Origin of the sequence: Streptomyces sp. ISL-98 (assembly GCF_018614055.1) — a bacterium.
GTDB classification, from domain to species: domain Bacteria; phylum Actinomycetota; class Actinomycetes; order Streptomycetales; family Streptomycetaceae; genus Streptomyces; species Streptomyces spiramyceticus.
Genome location: NZ_JAGGPB010000031.1, coordinates 1 through 18,141, shown reverse-complemented (window position 1 = coordinate 18,141; position 18,141 = coordinate 1). Strand labels below are relative to the sequence as shown.

Annotated in this window: 13 protein-coding genes, 1 tRNA gene and 1 pseudogene; 9 read left to right on the top strand and 6 right to left on the bottom strand. The window is 69.6% G+C overall.

Annotated elements, in window-relative coordinates:
* Positions 1-222: 222 nt before the first annotated feature.
* Complete coding sequence (gene polX / locus J7I98_RS21155; RefSeq protein WP_214922591.1) at positions 223-1,953, top strand: DNA polymerase/3'-5' exonuclease PolX; 1,731 nt, start codon at positions 223-225, stop codon at positions 1,951-1,953.
* A 455-nt stretch (positions 1,954-2,408) separates the two neighbouring features.
* On the opposite strand, the gene J7I98_RS21150 is transcribed toward polX, so the two are convergent.
* Positions 2,409-2,741, bottom strand: coding sequence for a DUF6223 family protein (locus J7I98_RS21150; RefSeq protein WP_214922589.1), 333 nt, complete (start codon positions 2,739-2,741; stop codon positions 2,409-2,411).
* A gap of 229 nt (positions 2,742-2,970) precedes the next feature.
* Here J7I98_RS21150 and J7I98_RS21145 point away from each other — a divergent pair, with 229 nt between their 5' ends.
* Both J7I98_RS21145 and J7I98_RS21140 read left to right on the top strand, forming a co-directional pair.
* Positions 2,971-4,098 (top strand): sensor histidine kinase, encoded by a 1,128-nt coding sequence (locus J7I98_RS21145; RefSeq protein WP_214922588.1) that lies wholly within the window; start codon positions 2,971-2,973, stop codon positions 4,096-4,098.
* Positions 4,095-4,757 (top strand): response regulator transcription factor, encoded by a 663-nt coding sequence (locus tag J7I98_RS21140; protein ID WP_214922586.1) that lies wholly within the window; start codon positions 4,095-4,097, stop codon positions 4,755-4,757. Before J7I98_RS21145 ends, J7I98_RS21140 begins: the two co-directional genes overlap by 4 nt.
* Before the next feature lie 670 nt (positions 4,758-5,427).
* On the opposite strand, the gene J7I98_RS21135 is transcribed toward J7I98_RS21140, so the two are convergent.
* From J7I98_RS21135 to J7I98_RS21125, 3 genes are all read right to left on the bottom strand, one after another.
* Positions 5,428-6,558 (bottom strand): site-2 protease family protein, encoded by a 1,131-nt coding sequence (locus J7I98_RS21135; RefSeq protein WP_214922583.1) that lies wholly within the window; start codon positions 6,556-6,558, stop codon positions 5,428-5,430.
* A gap of 419 nt (positions 6,559-6,977) precedes the next feature.
* A tRNA-Trp gene (locus J7I98_RS21130) sits at positions 6,978-7,053 on the bottom strand.
* Positions 7,054-7,383: 330 nt separating this feature from the next.
* Complete coding sequence (locus J7I98_RS21125; RefSeq protein WP_214922581.1) at positions 7,384-8,313, bottom strand: AraC family transcriptional regulator; 930 nt, start codon at positions 8,311-8,313, stop codon at positions 7,384-7,386.
* Positions 8,314-8,413: 100 nt separating this feature from the next.
* On the opposite strand from J7I98_RS21125, the gene J7I98_RS21120 reads away from it, so the two are divergent.
* The gene (locus J7I98_RS21120) at positions 8,414-9,331 is read left to right on the top strand and encodes an MBL fold metallo-hydrolase (protein ID WP_214922579.1); all 918 of its coding nucleotides are present in this window, start codon (positions 8,414-8,416) and stop codon (positions 9,329-9,331) included.
* 167 nt (positions 9,332-9,498) lie between these two features.
* On the opposite strand, the gene J7I98_RS21115 is transcribed toward J7I98_RS21120, so the two are convergent.
* On the bottom strand, positions 9,499-10,398 hold the full coding sequence (locus J7I98_RS21115; RefSeq protein ID WP_214922577.1) for an aminoglycoside phosphotransferase family protein: 900 nt from the start codon (positions 10,396-10,398) through the stop codon (positions 9,499-9,501).
* A gap of 773 nt (positions 10,399-11,171) precedes the next feature.
* Here J7I98_RS21115 and J7I98_RS21110 point away from each other — a divergent pair.
* Positions 11,172-11,390 (top strand): hypothetical protein, encoded by a 219-nt coding sequence (locus J7I98_RS21110; RefSeq protein WP_214922574.1) that lies wholly within the window; start codon positions 11,172-11,174, stop codon positions 11,388-11,390.
* A 24-nt stretch (positions 11,391-11,414) separates the two neighbouring features.
* On the opposite strand, the gene J7I98_RS21105 is transcribed toward J7I98_RS21110, so the two are convergent.
* Complete coding sequence (locus tag J7I98_RS21105; protein ID WP_214922572.1) at positions 11,415-11,606, bottom strand: hypothetical protein; 192 nt, start codon at positions 11,604-11,606, stop codon at positions 11,415-11,417.
* A gap of 193 nt (positions 11,607-11,799) precedes the next feature.
* Between J7I98_RS21105 and J7I98_RS21100 the strand changes: the two genes are divergently transcribed.
* The 4 genes and pseudogenes from J7I98_RS21100 to J7I98_RS21085 all read left to right on the top strand — a co-directional run.
* Complete coding sequence (locus J7I98_RS21100) at positions 11,800-14,103, top strand: hypothetical protein (RefSeq protein WP_214922570.1); 2,304 nt, start codon at positions 11,800-11,802, stop codon at positions 14,101-14,103.
* Positions 14,104-14,611: 508 nt separating this feature from the next.
* A complete protein-coding gene (locus tag J7I98_RS21095; RefSeq protein WP_214922568.1) occupies positions 14,612-16,690 on the top strand; it encodes a SpoIIE family protein phosphatase in 2,079 nt (692 codons plus the stop codon).
* Positions 16,691-16,824: 134 nt separating this feature from the next.
* The gene (locus J7I98_RS21090) at positions 16,825-17,547 is read left to right on the top strand and encodes a transporter substrate-binding domain-containing protein (protein ID WP_214922566.1); all 723 of its coding nucleotides are present in this window, start codon (positions 16,825-16,827) and stop codon (positions 17,545-17,547) included.
* A gap of 233 nt (positions 17,548-17,780) precedes the next feature.
* Positions 17,781-18,141: pseudogene (locus J7I98_RS21085) on the top strand (RNA-guided endonuclease TnpB family protein); the annotation flags it as partial.

Genomic DNA, 18,141 nt, shown 5'->3' with positions numbered 1-18,141 from the left:
CCTCCTCGGCCTCGCTGCAACCCTGTCGTCCGGGTCGCCCGGACGCGGCACGGGCGGGTGCGGCCGGGGTGGCGGGTCCGGGCGGGCAGCATGGCTGGTTCCTCCGCCGAGACCTGGACGCCATCACCGCCGGAATCACCCTTGTCAGTCGCCGGTCATGCCGTGCCCGCGACCCGGGCGCCCGGTGTGCCTGCCCGGGGCGGGCGGGGGCACTCTGGAGGTATGGCCCGAGCCAACGACCAGGTCGAGGCACTGCTCCAGGAGTACGCCGACCTCATCGCGATCCGGGGCGGGGAGGCCTTCAAGGCGCGCGCCTACGAAAAGGCCGCCCGTGCCGTCGGGGGCTACCCGCAGGATGTCTCGAAACTCGACGCCAAGGGGCTGTGCGAGATCCCGAACGTCGGCAAATCGGTCGCCGACAAGATCCTGGAGTACCTGCGGACCGGCCGCATGTCCGTCGTCGACGAGGCCAGAGCGTCCGTGCCGGCCGGAGTGCGCGAGCTGATCACGATTCCGGGGCTCGGCCCCCGCAAGGCCATGGTTCTCTACGAGGAGCTGGACATCACCTCCGTGGACCAGCTGCTCGACGCCATCCGCCAGGAACGGCTCCGCGATCTGAAGGGCTTCGGAGAGCGGACCGAGGACAACGTCCTGCACGGCATCTCCGTGCTGCAGAAGGCCGGTGAGGGCCGGATCCTCGTCAGCGCTGCCATGGACATCGCCGAACAGCTCGTCGCCGAGCTGTCGGACATCCGCGGCTGCGTCCGGTGCACCTACGCGGGGTCCCTGCGCCGTATGAAGGAGACCATCGGCGATGTCGACATCCTGGTGGCGGCACACCGGTCGGCCCCGTTCATGGACGCCCTCACCGCCCTTCCGCAGACTGCCGAGGCCATCGCACACGGGGAGAAGAAGACCTCCGTACGGACAACCACGGGTCTCCAGGTGGATCTACGGGTTCTCCCACCGGCCTCCTGGGGCGCGGGGCTCCAGTACTTCACCGGCTCCAAGGCGCACAACATCCGCACGCGCGAACTTGCCGGGCGTCAAGGGCTCAAGCTGTCAGAATACGGGCTCTTCGACGCCGAGAGCGGCGAGAGCATCACCTCCGAGACGGAGGAGGCGATCTACGCCCGGCTCGGACTGCCCTGGATACCGCCGACGCTACGCGAGGACCGCGGCGAGATCGCGGCCGCGCTGCGCGGCGAACTCCCCGACCTCCTGACGGAGCACAACATCCGCGGCGATCTGCACACCCACACCGACTTCACCGACGGGCTGGCCCCGCTGGAGGACATGATCGCCGCTGCTGCCGCCCGCGGTTATACGTACTACGCCGTCACCGACCACGCCCCGAACCTGTACATGCAGCGCATGACGAGTGAGAAGATCCTCGCCCAGCGCGAGCGAGTACGCGCACTCGACGGCGCGCACCACAAGATGCGGCTGCTGCACGGCACGGAACTCAACATCGGCCCGGACGGCACCCTGGACTGGCCCGACGAGTTCCTCGCGGATTTCGACATCTGTGTGGCCTCGGTCCACTCCCACTTCAACCAGAGCAGGCGGGAGCTCACCCGCCGTCTCATCCGCGCCTGCGAGAACCCGTATGTCGCCGTCATCGGCCACCCCACAACCCGCAGGATCGGCAAACGCCCGGGCATCGATGCCGACTTCGACGCGGTCTTCAAGGCCTGCGCACGGGCGGGCACCGCTCTGGAGATCAATGCGCATCCCGAGCGGCTCGACCTGTGTGACGAGGACATCCTGCGCGCGAAACGGTACGGCGTGAAGTTCGCCGTGAACTCCGACGCGCACGCCATCACACATCTGCCGTACATGCGCTACGGGGTGGCAACCGCGCAGCGCGGTTGGCTGACGACGGACGACGTCATCAACACGTGGCCGCTGACGAAGCTCCGCCGGTTCCTGGGCAAGAAGGGCCCCGCCTGACGAGGCGGAAGAGCGCCAGTTCGCCAGTTCGCCAATATGCTCAAGGCCGACGACGCCGACCCGCTGCCGGGCTGGCTCAGCCATCTCGTCACCTGCCGCATCACGGACGTGCTCCAGAAGCGCGAATCAGGGAGGCCCCGCAGGCGTCGGACCGCCCACTCCTGCGCCAGCGAGTCGTGCTGATCGCACACTTACGCCGCCACTACCCGGACCATTCCACCGCTCCACGGTGATCGTCGCCTACGAAAATCTTGCCAGAGCTTTCCAAAGTGCGTACGACCTCATGTGCAGAGAGATGTATCAAGCTTTGGTTGGAGGGCAGCTGGCCGTCGCCGCAGTACTGCTGCCCGTGGCGATCCACGGCGGGCGGATCCGGCGGCGGCCCTGCGCCCGCCGGAACGCGCCCAGGAGGGGCAGGAACCACAACACGGGCACTTACCCGGCACCATGGCCGGTCAGCCGGTGTGGCGGGAGCGGGCCAGAGCCAGCCCACCGAGGACCATGCCGATCAGCCCCACCACCAGGGCCACGATGGCCCCGGCTCGCCCGGAGCCGGTGCCGATACGACCGGCGGAGCGGGCCAGAGCAAGCCCACCGATGACCACGCCGATCAGCCCCACCACCGCGGCCACGATGGCCCCTAGTCGCCCCGAGCCGGTGCCGATACCACCGGCGGCGACGGAGACGTGCGCGGCCGCCGGTGCAGCGAGCCCGAACACTCCGAGCAAGGCAGCTCCGGACACGGCAAGCGCAAGTCGGACTGGCCTCAGGGCTCCTGATGAGCTCATGTCCCTCTCCTCTTTCGTGCGTCTCGTTTCCGAGGTTTGGATGTCGCCTGATCATGTCGCCGGGCGCTCCGCCGGTCGTCCTGCAGACGGAGGCACTTCGCGCTGCCGCAGGTGGCGCACCCGGCTGCTGCAGATGCCGCAGGCGCCGGGAAGGTACTGCGTGCGCGGTAGCCGGCCGCTCGTCCGCGAGAGGGACTCGCTTGCAGCAGCATCTGGCTAGGGTGCGCGCATGAGTACAGGACGGTTGGGTGTCCGGGCAGATGTCAAAGACTGGGCGATCGCCGTCAGCGTGGCGGCGACGCTGCTGGTCACCGGGCTGTCCGAGCAGCACGCCACCACGAGTCTCGACCTCCTCGGCTGTGCGCTGTTTGCGGCCGGCGGCCTTGCGCTGGCCGCGCGCCGCCGGGCTCCGGTTCCCGTCCTGGCCATTACCGGGCTGTGCGCGGTGGGTTACCAGGCGGCCGGTTTCGATGTGCCTGCCGTCGCGTACCTCTTCGCGGTGTACGCAGCCGTACGGGCGGGACACCGCACCATCACAGTGGCGGCGAGCGTGACCCTGCTGGCCGCTCTCCCCCTCGCGGCCCTGGCCTCGGGCCTGCACGACACGGGCGAGGCGTTCGCGCAGGCCCGAGGCGCCCTCGAACTGGCCTGGTTGATCGCAGCCGGCGCCGCGGGCGAAGCGCTGCGGCAGGCCGAGCGGCGGGCGGACGAGGCCGAGCGCACCCGGGAGGAGACCGCACGGCGCCGCGCCGACGAGGAGCGGCTGCACATCGCGCGGGAGCTGCACGATTCGCTCACCCACCAGATCTCGGTCATCAAGGTGCAGGCCGAGGCGGCCGTCCACGTGGCCCGCAAGCGGGGCGAACCGGTGCCGGAGGCCCTCCTTGTGATCCGGGAGGCCGGTCGTGAGGCGACCCGGGAACTGCGAGCGACCCTGGAGGCGCTGCGCGACGACGGCAAGGCTCCGCCGCATGGGCTCGACCACGTCCCGGACCTGGTGGAACGGGCCCGTAACACCGGCCTGGACGCGACACTGACGATCGAAGGACAACGCCAGGACGTGCCGGCCGCGGTGGACCGGACCGTCTACCGGATCGTTCAGGAGTCGCTCACCAACATCGCCCGTCACGCCGCCGCCGTTACGGCGTCGGTCCGGATCGACTACCGTCCGGACGCCCTCGCCGTACGAGTCGATGACGACGGCAAGGCCACGCCGGACACGGCCCCGGTGCCCGGCGTCGGGCTGCTCGGAATGCGTGAACGCGTCACCGCCCTCGGCGGTCGCCTGCGCGCGGAACCGCGCAGCGAGGGCGGCTTCACCGTCCAGGCCGAACTCCCCGTGGACCGAACCCCATGATCCGTGTCCTGCTGGTCGACGACCAGCCGCTCCTGCGCAGCGGATTCCGCGCGCTCCTCGACATCGAGGACGACATCGAGGTGGTGGCCGAGGCCGCCGACGGAAAGGAGGGCCTGGCGCTCGCCAGGGAACACCTGCCCGACATCGCGCTCATCGACATCCAGATGCCCGTCGTCGACGGCATCGAGGCGACCCGGCTCATCGCCGCGGACCCGGCCCTGGCCCGGGGGCACGTAGTCATCCTGACCAACTACGGCTTCGACGAATACGTCTTCGACGCTCTGCGGGCCGGCGCCGCGGGATTCCTCGTCAAGGACATCGTGCCGGAAGACCTCCTGCACGCCGTACGTGTCGCCGCCCGCGGCGACGCCCTGCTCGCACCGTCGATCACCCGCAAGTTGATCAACCGGTACGTCGCCCAGCCGCTCCACACCGGCGCCGCGACGGAGCTGGAAGGGCTGACCGGTCGCGAACGCGAGGCTGTCGCCCTGGTCGCGCAGGGCCTGTCCAACGACCAGATCGCCGACCGTATGGTGATCAGCCCAATGACCGCCAAAACCCACGTCAACCGGGCCATGACCAAACTCCATGCCCGTGACCGGGCCCAACTCGTGGTCCTCGCCTACGAATCCGGCCTGGTAGCCCCACGCAACCGCTGACATCGACGGCCCGCAACCGCCGGCCGGCTCCGCCGTGGTCGTTGAGAAGCCGTCTTCTCCGCAGCCTGGTTCGCAGCACCACTACGGGACATGGCCGACCAGCCGTACATCGCAGAAAACACCCGGGCGCGGGCACAGACACTCATCAGGTCTGTCCCGCCCCTTCTTCGGCACCCGCACGGCCCCTGGGCCCGGTGTCGGAGGCTGAACTCCGGATGGCGAACACAGGGCTGCGCACAGCCGCTACGGCATCCACCAAGACGCCGCGGCCCTTCTCCATCTGGCTGTGCCGCCTCCCCCGAAGGACGCCGAAAACAGCGCGTGGCGCCTGCGCGCACTGCACGGCACCAGCCCTGTGCGCTTCCGGCTACGCACCGAAGCCTTCCAAGGCACCAGCCGCCCCCACACGACCGACGACAACGAGACAACACCCGCACCTACGCCCTGAGCAGCGGAGCCCTCACTGTGGGAGCCCTCACTGTGACGGGCGGAACGACCGAAGCCACAACAAACGACCGAAGCCACAACATGAGTTGAGCACGTTCGCCGGCTCAGTCGCAGATCTTGCGATCGAGACGCACTACCTGAAGCGCGGTCCCGCGGGTCCTCAGTGGCATCGGCGGCGCCGAGCATCGCGTTGTCGGCGGCCCGCCAACCAGCACGCACGTGCTCACTGGCTGTCCGTGCCGCGAAGTGCGTTGCGCTGGACGAGCCGGGAGAGGTCACGTGCGGTGATGATGCCCACCAGGCGCCTGCCATCGATGACGAGGATCCGCATTCCGCTGCCGGGGTGGACCTTTTCCAGTACGTCTTCCAGGAGGTCGTCCGGCGCGCATGTGGTGCACTGCGACAGCGGGGTTGCCACGTCACGCACGCGCAGCGTCTCCCGCTGCGGCACCGGCGTCTTCGCGAGCTGCGGCAGGTGAACCATGCCGCTGGGGCGTCCCTCGAAGTCGATCAGGGGCAGGGTCGAGTGGCGGGCCCGCACCGCCACCTCGTCGACGCAACGTTCCACGCTCACCCAGTCGGGGCAGGTTTCCACGGGCCTCGACATGGCATCGACTGCTCGTATTCCGCGCAGGGCTGCGGCCATCCCGGCGTGCTGCCGCTCCGCGTTGGCGACGATCATGATGAAGAAGCCGACGACCATCAGCCACAGACCGCCCAATGCGCCGCGCAACACCGAGAGCCATCCGAAGGCGATCAGCAGGAAGCCGAAAACCTGCCCGCTGCGTGCGGCTGCTCGTTCGGCCCGGTCCCGGTCTCCGGTACGCCACCACATCACCGCCTGCACCACCCGCCCTCCATCGAGCGGTGCGGCAGGCAGGAGATTGAACGCTCCCAGCACAAAGTTCACCCACCCCAGCCACACCAGGACAGCCGCGGGCGCCGCCCAGCCGAACACGGCGTCCAGCCCGAGGCCTGCCCCGAGCGCCGCTGCGCCCACGACCAGGCTGGTGAGCGGCCCGCTGATGGCTACGAGGAACGCCACACCGGGCGCGTGCGGCCTGCCCATCTCCGTCATCCCGCCCAGCGCCCAGAGCGTGATGTTCTGAACCGGGATGCCCTTCCTCCGGGCCATGATCGCGTGGGCGGCCTCATGGGCCAGCAGGCTCCCCAGAAGCAGCAGTGCACCAGCCAGGCCGCCGACCGTGTATGTGGCGTTCGACTGTCCCGGAATCCAGGCTGGGAGCGTCTGGCTCCCCAGGCTGTATCCGAAGAGCACTACGAGCAGGGGCACGGTCCAGTGAATGCGCAGCGGCACCCCCTGGACTCGTCCGATCCGTACCGAGCTGTTCATAACCGTCTCCCGAGGACCGAAGCAGGCGGTCCTCCACCCGAACCGGTACGCCCTGGGGGCCTCCCCGGGACCGGACCGGCAGGATGTCCGCCCACTGCCAGTCTCGCTCGCCGGGGCCGGTGGCAGGGAGCGTGGCGTTCCTACGTTCGGAGCATGTCGACGAGGCGGAGGATCTCCATCGGCTGCGGGAAAATGCGAGTGGACTTCCCGTCGCTGGAGATCTCCGACATCGTGGAAAGGATCCTGAGGTGCAGAGCAGCCGGGTGGCCCTCGAGCCTCACCGCGGCGTTGCCAGCGTCTCGGCGGCCTCGCATTCGCCCTTGGCGCGGATGACCTTGGCGCACCGGTCTTGCCAGAGGTCAGGGCTGGAGCGAAGGCTCGCTCGGCGGACCTGAAGATGCCGCAACGGTGGCGGCAGGTGGCAGGGGTGACAGGAGTCGAACCTGCGGCATCCGGTTTTGGAGACCGGCGCTCTGGCCTCTGAGCTACACCCCTTTGATGTTGATCAGCTTGGCATGTCAAATAGCCTCGGCCAACAGGTTTTCGGCCCCCACTGCGGATACACGCTCGGCATCCGCCGGGCCCCGGCCGCGCCCGCTCGCGCGAAAGCCCGTCGGTGGGGCCACCCCGGATACAGGGCGGCGCGCGCCGCGCTCGCACCCAGAGCGGCGGAGGGCAAGCATGCGTCCTGACCTCCGCCCGCCGTCCACGCGCCCACATGCCGCCTCCTGCGACCCGCAAGCGGCACGATGACGGCCCGATCACCTCGTTCAGACAGACGCTACTGAATGCTGCCCCTTGCCGCGGGCTCAACACCGAGCATCGTCACGGGGCCGGCTCTCCCCCTGCAGCGGCTGCCCGGTACCGCCCCGGTGTAGTCCCGAACTCCCGGCTGAAGGCGTGCGACAGAGCGTACGGCGTGCCATAACCAACACGGCGGGCGATGGTGGCAAGTGGGTCCCGGGTGTCCCGGAGCAGCGTGGCAGCGAACGTCAGGCGCCACCAGGTCAGGTACGCCATCGGAGGTCGCCCGACCAGGGCCGTGAAACGGCGGGCCAGGGTAGGACGGGAGACACCTGCCTCGGCGGCCAGGCGGTCGTTGGTCCAAGGCGCGGACGGGTCGGAGTGCAGCGCCCGCAAGGCGGCGGACGCCACCGGGTCGCCCAGTACGGTCGGCCACACCCCGGTCCTGCCCTCGGACACCCACGACCGGATCATGTAGACGAGGAGGAGGTCGAGCAGGCTGGGGACTGCGACGCAGGAGCCGGGCCGCTGTTCACCCAGCTCACCCCCCAACAGGTCGATTGCGGCGCGCAGTTCGGGGCGACTGCCCGCACGGTTCGGCAGGTGGACGAGCTTCGGCAGTTCCGCCATGAGCGGGTGTACGCGACTGTGGTCGAGCCTGTACTTGCCGCACAGCATCTCCACCTCCCCGGAGGCGGCTCGGGGTCGGCCCGCCCCTTGCCTCTCGGCCCACCGGTCGAAGGGCACCGCCCGCTCCACGGCCACCGCGTCGGCGGGCGAGTCGGCAATCACATGCCCTGTGCCGTGGGGCAACAGCACCGCGTCCCCCACCCCCAACGAGACCGGGGAGCCGCCGTCGGGCAGCAGCCAGCAGTTGCCCTCCAGCACCACGTGGAACCCCGCGCCGTCGTACGGTGCGAGCCGAGTACACCAGCTCCCGCTCATCCGCACCCGGTTGGAGGAGGGTTGTCCGATGCGTACGGTCGAGATCGCGTCGCTCACCACATCCATCACATCAGACTATCTCCGGCATCAAGGGTGAGACGGACGCGTATTCAGAAGAGCTGGAAGAGCATTGAGAGGCTCAATCACTCTCCCTAGAGTCGATGACATGAAGAGCGAGAGTGCGCAGCGCATTGTGCTGGGAGACGTCGAGATCGTACGAGTCATCGAGTGGCAGGGCCCTTTCGCGCCCGCCCTCGGCATCGTTCCGGAGTCCGGAGCGGAGGTGTGGAAGGACAACAGAGACTGGCTTGCACCGGACCACTGGGAACCGGAGAGCGACAGCGCGGTGATGGCACTACAGACGTGGGTGCTGCGCAGCGGCGGACGCACTGTCCTCGTCGACACGGGAGTGGGCAATGGGCGAGAGCGGCCCGGTTCCCCGCACTTCCACCACTGGCAAGGCGATTTCCTCGGACGTCTGGCACGGGCCGGCGTACACCCCCAGGACGTCGACATCGTCGTCAACACCCACCTCCACGGCGATCACGTCGGCTGGAACACCGTCGGCGTCGATGGGGAGTGGGTGCCGACATTCCCCAACGCCCAATACCTCATTCCGGCCGCCGACGACTTCCACTTCGGCCCGGACAATGCGTACGGGAACGGCCTGCGGAAGGACGACCAGCTCATCTACGAGGACAGTGTCGCGCCCGTCCACCGGGCCGGACAGACCACGTTGTGGGACGGCATCCACCGCATCGACGAACACCTCACCCTGGAGTCCGCGCCCGGCCACACACCCGGCTCTTCCGTACTACAGCTCACATCCGGGGGCGACCGGGCGGTCTTCGTCGGCGACCTTCTTCACAGTCCCGTGCAGATCCTCAGGCCCTCCTGCAACAGCTGCTTCTGCCTGGACGCCGGACAAGCCGCGGCCAGCCGTCGTCGCATCCTGGAACGGGCATCTGCCGAAAGGGAGCTGGTCGTTCCTGCTCACTTCGCAGGGGCGGGCGTCGTAGAGGTCCGCCAGGATGGCGGAGGCTTCGCCATCGGACGATGGGCGACCTACGGCGACACGGAATAGCCGCATCCGTCACAACGGCCTCCAGGAGACGTACCACCGAGGTGGCCGATTTCCGGGCGTCGCAGACATCAATGCCCGCCACCCGGAGGCGCCGGACGAGCATGCTGGGGTCCAGCCGAGGCGAGGCCAAAACCACAACGGGGAGCCGCTGAAGGTGTGATCAGGCCTCAGTCCTCTCCCAGCACCGCCCGTATCACGTGCCGGGCGTTGTGCGCCATCGCCGGGTTCGTCCTCCGGTAGTACGGCAGCGCAATCAGCGCCTGCGAGAGCGTCCGCCCCCGGCCGCGGTTCCAGGTCGCGTCGTCCACGCCGAGCGTCTCGCGCAAGACCTCCCTTGCATCGGTCGGCAGCAGATTCCACGCCGGGAACAGGTCGCAGGCCGGATCGCCCACCCCCATGCACCCGAAGTCGATCACCGAGGTCAGCCTTCCACCGTCCACGAGCAGATTGCCCGGCATCAGATCGGCATGCAGCCACACCGGCGGCCCGTCCCAGGCCGGGGCCCGCAGCGCGTCCTCCCACACGGCAGCCGCGGCATCGCAGTCGACGCTCTCCTGCGGGATCCCGCGCAGTTCCTCGATCGCCGCCCGGGTCTCCGCGTCGAGCGAGGCGAGCGGCCCGCCGCGGTGGGCCTCCGGCGCCCCCGGCAGGGTGATGTTCCGTATCGCCGTCACGAACTCGGCCAGATCCTTGGCCAGCAGCACGGGCTCGCTCAGCGCCCCCGCCTCGGGGTTCTCCCCCGCCACCCACCGGTACACCGACCACGGCCACGGATACCCCTCGGCGGGCTCCCCGGCCCCGAGCACCTCGGGGATGGCCGTGGGCAGCCGGGACGCGAGGCGAGGCAGCCACTCCCGCTCCATCAATACGTCCTTGGCTCCGCCCTTCACCAGCGGCAGCCGTACGACCATGCAGTCGCCCAGCCGGTACATGGCGTTGACCGTGCCGCCGGACGGAAACCGCTCCACCGCCAGCCCCGCCCACTGGGGGAACTGCCCGGCGATCAGCCGCCGTACGAGGTCGTCGTCGATGGGGTGCAGGCCGGGATGCATCTGTCCTGTGCTCATGGGCCGCCATCCGATCGCCGGACGCCGGCGGGCGTCAAACGCTTTTCCGGATACTGATTCCCAATGTGGTTGTGAGCCTGGTTCGTGACTGGCTGTGGCCACCTCGGCCCAGGCCGGCAGCACGGTTGCTGACCACTCTCGCAGGGACGACCGTCGCGCAGGAGTGCCCGCTGCCCACAGGACGTTCTGGCGACGGCGCGCGAGGGCAATGACGGCCTGCTTGAGGAGTCTTCCTCTCAGCCCTCTTGCGTTCATAGAACGCATTTGAGACGGGGCAGTGCCGGGCAGCGACCTGGGCGGACATGTGTGTCGCCGCCGGTGTGGGCGATGAACTCGGCGCCCAGGACGGGGCCGGGGCCAGGCTTGCTCAGGATGACCTCGGTGTGCGGGTGGTCGCGAAACCGACTCTCCCTTGCGGTTCTTCAGCCAGGTCGCAGGCGGTTCTTGCCGATTCTGGAATCAACCCACCAGCAACGTAAGGAACTTGTTTTCGACCCGAGGTAGTCCAGAACGCGGTTCCCCCCAGCGGAGCGTAGGCCAGTGTGAAACGGCCGATCTTCTGCTCGACCGCCCATGGCCCCCAGCCATGCTTGGCGCAGGCCGGTCAATGCGGTGCCTGGATGGCGGACCGTCCTCGGCGGTGACCTCAACCTGAACGGCAGGGGACGCTCGGCCGCATCTACCTGGAGCCCCTGGCGAAGGGGAACTTCGAGGGCGACCGGCGCAGGCGGCCGACCACTCCCGGTTTCCCGGTCGGGAAGAAGCTGGACCACTTGTTCTTCTCCGACGGCAACTGGCAGCGTCGGGGCGCCGCGGTCGACAGCTCCAGTGCCGTCACCAGCGTGAGCAACCACTACCTGCTCAAGGCCACCGTCCGGCCGGTCCAGGGGGTTCCGCCCGCCGTCGGGGGGCCGGGGGAAGCGCTCGCCGATGCGGCCCGCAATCGGCTCCGCTGGCTCAGTCAACTGCATCTCACCGTTCCCGACGCCTGATTCCTCGGAGGCGACACTCATCATCTACTGCCTTCCACGCAGTGATCGGGCGATCTCGGCAACCGAGCGGAGAATGGCGGCGCGGTGCTGGGGCCGGGTGCCCCGCAGGGCCTGACGCGTAATCACGAGGACCGTTGCGGCGGTCACCGTGCAACTGAACAGCACGGCGACTGCATGTGTGGTCAGCAGGCCGAGCAGCAGGCGGGAAGTGGTCATCGCTGACTCCGATGGAGGTGCGGTGGTACGGGACTCTCCCAGTGCGCCTGTCCACCGGTATGTCCATCGACCTCCCCACCGCAGGTTGGACGGGCGGTGTTCCGGACCGCAGGTGGCAGCCCTAGGCTGGCAGCCTCCCGATGCGCTCGCGGTGGACGCGTTGGACGGCTGGAGAGGGGCGGGCCGTAGCGCCATGACCGAGGACAGCAGCGCGGCCGCGCTCGAGGAAGAGTTCTTCGAGGATCTCAGGCGCGTGGAAGACCTGCGGCGAGAGTTACCGGTGAAGGTGCGTCCCTCCTTGCGCGACCTTGCGACCCGCGCGCAGCGCTCGCACAACACCATCGACAACTGGCTGAGCGGCAAGGCGTTCCCGGCGGACGTGGGCGTCTTGGCCGACGTGATAGCCCTGATCGGGCAGGCAGCCGCCCGTGGCGGCGTCGGCAACTATGAGGTGCTGCTCGATCCCCGACGGTGGCGGGAGCGGCATGCCGCGGTCAACCGGGCGAGGGTACGGGAGGCCGAACAGGCGCGGCGTGGCCGGCAGGCAGCCGCCGACCTGGCCGGCGCCGAGGCCCGGGCCCGCTCCGGTGCGCTGACCGACCCGCCCCAGCGCTTGGATCGCTGGACGGCGGCTCGGTTGCGTGTCCATCCGTCCATCTCCGGCATGGGCTTGCACACTCCCGGGTTCGTGCTGCCCGCGTACGTCGAGCGCGCCCACGACCAGAAGCTGCGCGAGGTGCTGCGTACGGCGGCCGAGGGTGCCGAGGCGGTGCTGGTGGTGGTGCGTGGGAGCTCGTGCACGGGCAAGACCCGTGCCGCGTACGAAGCCGTCCGGCACGTTGGTGGTCTGGGCGGGTGGGACCTCATTTTCCCCCGTACCGCGTCGAGTGCGCTGGAGGTGATGGGCGTCCGCGCGCTCGTCCCGCGCACCGTCCTGTGGCTCGACGACGCTCACCAGCTTCTGTCCGGGAGCGAGGGCGAAGTCCTCGCCGCCGGCCTGCTCTCCCGTCTGGCCCAGCCAGGCCCTGTGATCGTCGTGGCCACCTTGTGGGACGCCGCCTTCACCGACTTGACCGCGCCCCCGTGTGAACGCGCCGTCGCCGACGTGGACCCGCACCGGCATGCCCGTGCACTCCTGACCGGTGCCACCGCCGTCGTGCGCGTCCCGCCCGTCTTCGGTGCGCGGGACCTGCGGGCGCTGGACAGCCTCGACGGCGATCCCGCGTTGACGGCCGCCAGACGCTCGTCCCGGGACGGGAAGATCACCCAGACCCTCGCCGCCGGCCTTCAGCTCGTGGACCGCTACGAATCCGCCCACGAGCCCCCTGCCTGCTACACGCGTGCTCTCATCACTGCCGCCATGGACGCCTACCGGCTGGGTTGGGACGCTCCCCTGCCCGACGGCTTTTTGCGCGACGCGGCCCCCGGGTACCTCACGGACGAGCAGCGCACGGCGGCGGGCCCCCGCTGGTTCGTGTCCGCCCTCGCCGACGCCCGAGCCCGGGTGCAGCGCGTTGCCGCGGCCCTGGAACCCGTCGCTCGGCCAGGCGGTATGGGTGCGCAGCGGGGTGTCTCGCGCCTGGCCGACTACCTCGACGCCCACGGCCGCGCCATCCGGGAACATGCCACTCCCCCACAGTCGTTCTGGACCGCCGCAGCCGACCACGCCAAGGAGGCGGGCCATCTTGCCCGGCTGAGTCGGGAAGCCGAGGCGAGGGGCCTGTGCCACGAAGCCGAGCGACTGGCCGGGCTGGCCGCCCGTGCCGGCAGCTCCGGCGCCTACGCCATGCTGGCCGAAATGCGCGAGCGGGCCGGAGACCGGCACGGGGCCGAGCGCCTGGCCCGACTGGCCGCCGACGGCGGAGACCCGCGCTGCTGCGCCGCGTTGGCGTGGATGCGGGAGCGGGCCGGAGACCGGCAGGGCGCCGAGCGCCTGGCCCGAATGGCCACCGAGGCCGGAGACCGGGGTGCCTTCCGCAGGCTGGGCCGGGGGCGCGAGCAGACCGGGGACGGCGAGGGTGCCGAGCGCCTTTACAGACTGGCCGTCGGAGCGGGAGACCGCCGCGCTTACACCGCCCTGGCCAGGATGCTGGAGCGGGCAGGCGATCGCCAAGGTGCGGAGGAGATGGCACGGCTGGCTTCTGATACGGGAAGCCCGCGCTGCTACACCACGCTGGCCTGTATGCGGGAGCGGGCCGGAGACCGGCAGGACGCCGAGCGCCTGGCCCGACTCGCCGCCGACGCGGGAGATCGCCATGCCCTCCGCGAACTCGCCGAGCTGCGGGAGCGCACGGGAGACCGGCACGGGGCCGAGCGCCTGGCCCGACTGGCCGCCGGCGCCGGAAATACGGACGCACTGCGTAGCTTGACCGAGATGCGGGAGCGCGCGGGGGACCACCAGGATGCCGAACGCCTGGCCCGGCTGGCGGCCGATGTCGGAGATCGGGCCGCGCTCCGCGGACTGGACCGTAGTCGGGAACGGGCCGACAACCGGTAGGCACTGGCTTCCGCGCTGCAGGGGCGGCAATTCCATATGCATCCGACCCAGTTGTCGACGCACCGAAGCGGCAGCGGTGGGCCAGGCGCCTGCCCTGCTCTCCCTTCACGGCCTGGTCACCGCAGGCCCGCGGGCATCGACCGTGTCTGCCGCAACGCCCCGCTCCTGGCCGACGGCGGCGCTGGACAACGGCCGCCAACACGACGGTAACTGTCCGTGTCGGTATCCGGGGGGCAATCCCGGAGCGACAGAGTCAGGATGGGGTATGTGGAGGAAGGGCGACTGAAGGTCGGTCTTGCTGGGCGGCTGAAGTGGCTGAGCGCGGCGCCCTTCCGGTTCGTGCACAGCGGGAAGGTACGGCGGCTCCTCAGGAGCCACCCGGCCGACAGGGTCTGCTGGAGCGGTTCGCAGCCGAAGCGCCCCGCCCCTCCCGTGTGCGCACTACCAGGCGAGGGTGCGTGCCCGCGCCGGAACGCCCGCTGTCGGACCGAGAGGGGGCGGGTTGCGGATGGATGAGCAGATACCGATCGGGGAGCTGATCAGCGGTGCCGCCCAGGATGCTGGAGGGTGGCTGGGGGCTCTGTCGGTGGCGCAGGTGGCCACCAGCCCTGATGGGACGATCGTGCGGTGGAACCATGCCGCGCAGGAACTGCTCGGCTACACCCCGCCGGAGGTGGTAGGGCGGCACATCGCCGATCTTCTGCACCCTGGGGCCGACAGGAGCCTCGGCCGGTCGCTCTGGGAGACCGCCGCCACGGGTCGCGGGGTGATGGGCACGGTGACCGCCTGGCACCGCGACGGCCACCCGCTGGAACTGGAGATCTGGGCCTGCCCAGTACACGGCAGGCGGCACGGAGCGTCGGCGGTGCTCGTCTTCGCCGCCGACGCCCATGCGGCGCGCCGCATCCGGGGCTCGTCGGCCGTGTGGGACGGGCTGTTCTCCCGATCACCGGTCGGGATCGCCGTCCTCGACACGCAGCTGCGGTTCCTGCAGGTCAACCCGGCGCTCGAAGCGATGAACGGCCTCCCGGAATCCGCACACGTGGGCCGTCGCCTGGCCGAATTGCTGCCTGAGGTGAACGCCGCCGAGATGGAGGAGGCGATGCGGCAGGTGCTGGACACCGGGGAGCCGGTCCTTGACCGGCGACGCTCCGGGCGAACGCCGGCCGATCCGGAGCACGACCGGGTGTGGTCGTGCTCGTATGTGCGGGTGGAAGATCCCGGTGGCCGGCCGATCGGTGTGATCGCCTCCCTGCTCGACATCACCGAGCAGCAGCGGGCACACACCGAGGCGGAGGCGGGCCGCCGCAGGCTCGCCCTGCTCAGCGAGGCCAGCGTCCGTATGGGCGCCAGCCTGGAGCTGGAGCGCACCGCCCAGGAGCTGGCCGACCTTGCCGTTCCGGAGCTCGCCGACGCCGTCAGCGTCGACATCCTGGACACCCTTGCGTGCGGCGACGAGCCGGGGACCGGGCTGGCCGGGGGCGTGGCGCTGCGGCGCCTGGGCAAAGCCCCGCTCACCGGCTCCACCATCACCGGCATTCTCGCCCCGCTCGGTAGAACCCTCGCCTTCCCCGCCGCCGCCCCCTACATCCAGGCTCTCGCCGCCCGCCAGCCCTTCCTGATCGCCCGCCTCGACGAACGGGCCATCGCCCCTGCGGCCCGCCACTCCACCGCACCGGCCCAACTCCTCAAGGCGGGCGTGCACTCGTTCATGATGGTCCCGCTCGTCGCCCGGGACCTGGTGCTCGGCATCGCCAGCTTCTACCGCTCCCGACCTGTCGGCCCCTACGGATCCGACGACGTCACCCTCGCCGGCGAACTCGCCGCCCGTGCCGCAGTCAGCATCGACAACGCGCGCCTCTACCTACGTGAACACGAGACCGCGGTCGTCCTCCAGCGCAGCATGCTGCCGCAGCACATCACCCCGCCACCCGGCATCGACATCGCCCACCGCTACCTGCCCGCGAGCGATGTCAACGAAGTCGGTGGCGACTGGTACGACGTACTGCACCTCCCCGGCGGCAAAGCAGCTCTCCTCATCGGCGACGTCATGGGCCACGGCATCGCCGCCGCCGCGGTCATGGGACGACTTTCCGCCAGCGTCAGGGCCCTGGCCCGCCTCGACATGTCCCCGACCGAACTGCTGCACCAGCTGGAAGCCACCCTCGCCGACCTCGCCGAGCCGATGCTCGCCACCTTCCTGTACGTCGTCTGCGACCCCACCACCGGCCGCTGCACCATCACCCGTGCCGGGCATCCACCGCCCGCCGCGGCAGAGCCGGACGGCACGGTCCACCTGATCAAGACCCCGCCCGGCGCGCCTCTCGGCGTCGGCGGCATCGACTTCACCACCACCGACATCACTCTGCCCCCCGGCAGCGTCCTCGTGCTCTACACCGACGGCCTGATCGAGGCTCGCGGCCGCGACATCGACGAACGCCTCGGCGACCTCACCCGCCTGCTCACCGAACCCCAACGACCGCTCGACCACCTGTGCGACCTGCTGATCACCCGCCTGGTCCCGGCATCCGCCGACGACGACATCGCCCTGCTCACCGCCCGCATCGGCAACACGCCCCGGCCGTAGCCGGCAGACGGCTCCGGCTGACGGGGCTGTGAGCAACACCCCTCCCGCTTATGGCAATTGGCCGCCAGGGTAGTGGTCTGTTGGTGGGAGATCAGTCCTGTATCCAGTCGCAAGATGCCCTTACACTCCGCTCCATGACGATCTTGACTGCTGCTATCACCAGGGATCTGGCGCCGAATGGCGCGCTGCGGGCCTCAATCAATCTGGGTAACCCGGTCCTGGCCCAGGGCACGCCGACGGCGCCGACCGGCGTCACGGTCGACATCGCGCGTGAGGTCGGCGCGCGACTGGATGTGCCGGTGGAACTGGTCTGCTTCGACGCGGCACGAAAGTCGTACGAGGCGATGACGGCGGGCAAGGCCGACATTTGCTTCCTCGCCATCGAGCCCGCGCGTGAGGCCGAGGTTGCCTTCACCGCACCGTATGTCGTGATCGAGGGGGTGTTCGTCGTGCCCGGCGACTCAGCCTTCACCACGACTGCTGACGTCGACCGTGCAGGCGTGCGTATCGGCGTGAAGCGTGGATCTGCCTACGACCTCTTTCTCTCCCGCACCCTTCAGCACGCGAGCGTCGTGCGCGGAGAGGAAGGAGTCGACGAGTTCCGCGCTCAGGGCCTGGAGGTCGCGGCCGGCATCAGGCAGCCGATGACCGAGTTCGTCGCGAAGCATGCCGAAGTCCGGCTGATCGAGGGCCGGTTCATGCAGATTCAGCAGGCGGTGGGCACGACCACAACCCGACGCCCTGAGACCGTCCAGTTCCTCAGGGACGTCGTCGAGGAGCTGAAAGCCGGCGGATTCGTTGCCGACGCTCTTCGGCGCGCGAATCAATCCGACGCCATGGTCGCCCCACCCGGGTAGACACTGTCCTCAAGGCTGGAAAGCCGTGACGTTGTGGTGTACGTCAAGTCTGGCCATTCCTTGGTTGTCTGGCGCAGATCCCCGACGGTTGCGCCCACCGGACACACGGAGGCGCGGAGCGCCGGAGGGCTCTGCGCCTGTGTGGTGATGGTCAGACGGGGCGCTGCTGGTTCTCGATGTACTGCTTGACAACGGTCCAGTGCGGTGACATGAGCCTTGCTAGGCTCTCGATTATGAGTCAAGTCACCCTGGTCAAGCGGCAGTTCGGGCATCGTGCCCGGCTTGCGCTGTCGCCTGCCGGGGTGTTGAAGACTGATGATCAGGCGCACGCGGCCCGCACGATGTGGAATCTTCTCCACGCCTGGTGGCAGATGATGCCGAAGGAAGAGCGGACTCTCGGACACGCGGACGCCGCGATTCGCCAGGCCCGCGAGGACATCGGCTTTCTCGCCGTGCTGCCCGCGCAGGCCGCGCAGGCGGTGCTCAAGACGTACTTTCGGGCATGGAAGAACTGCTGGGAGGGCCGGGCTGATGCCCCGAACTTCAAGGGCCGCATCCGTACGGTGATGTCGGTGGACGTCCCGCAGGGCCGGG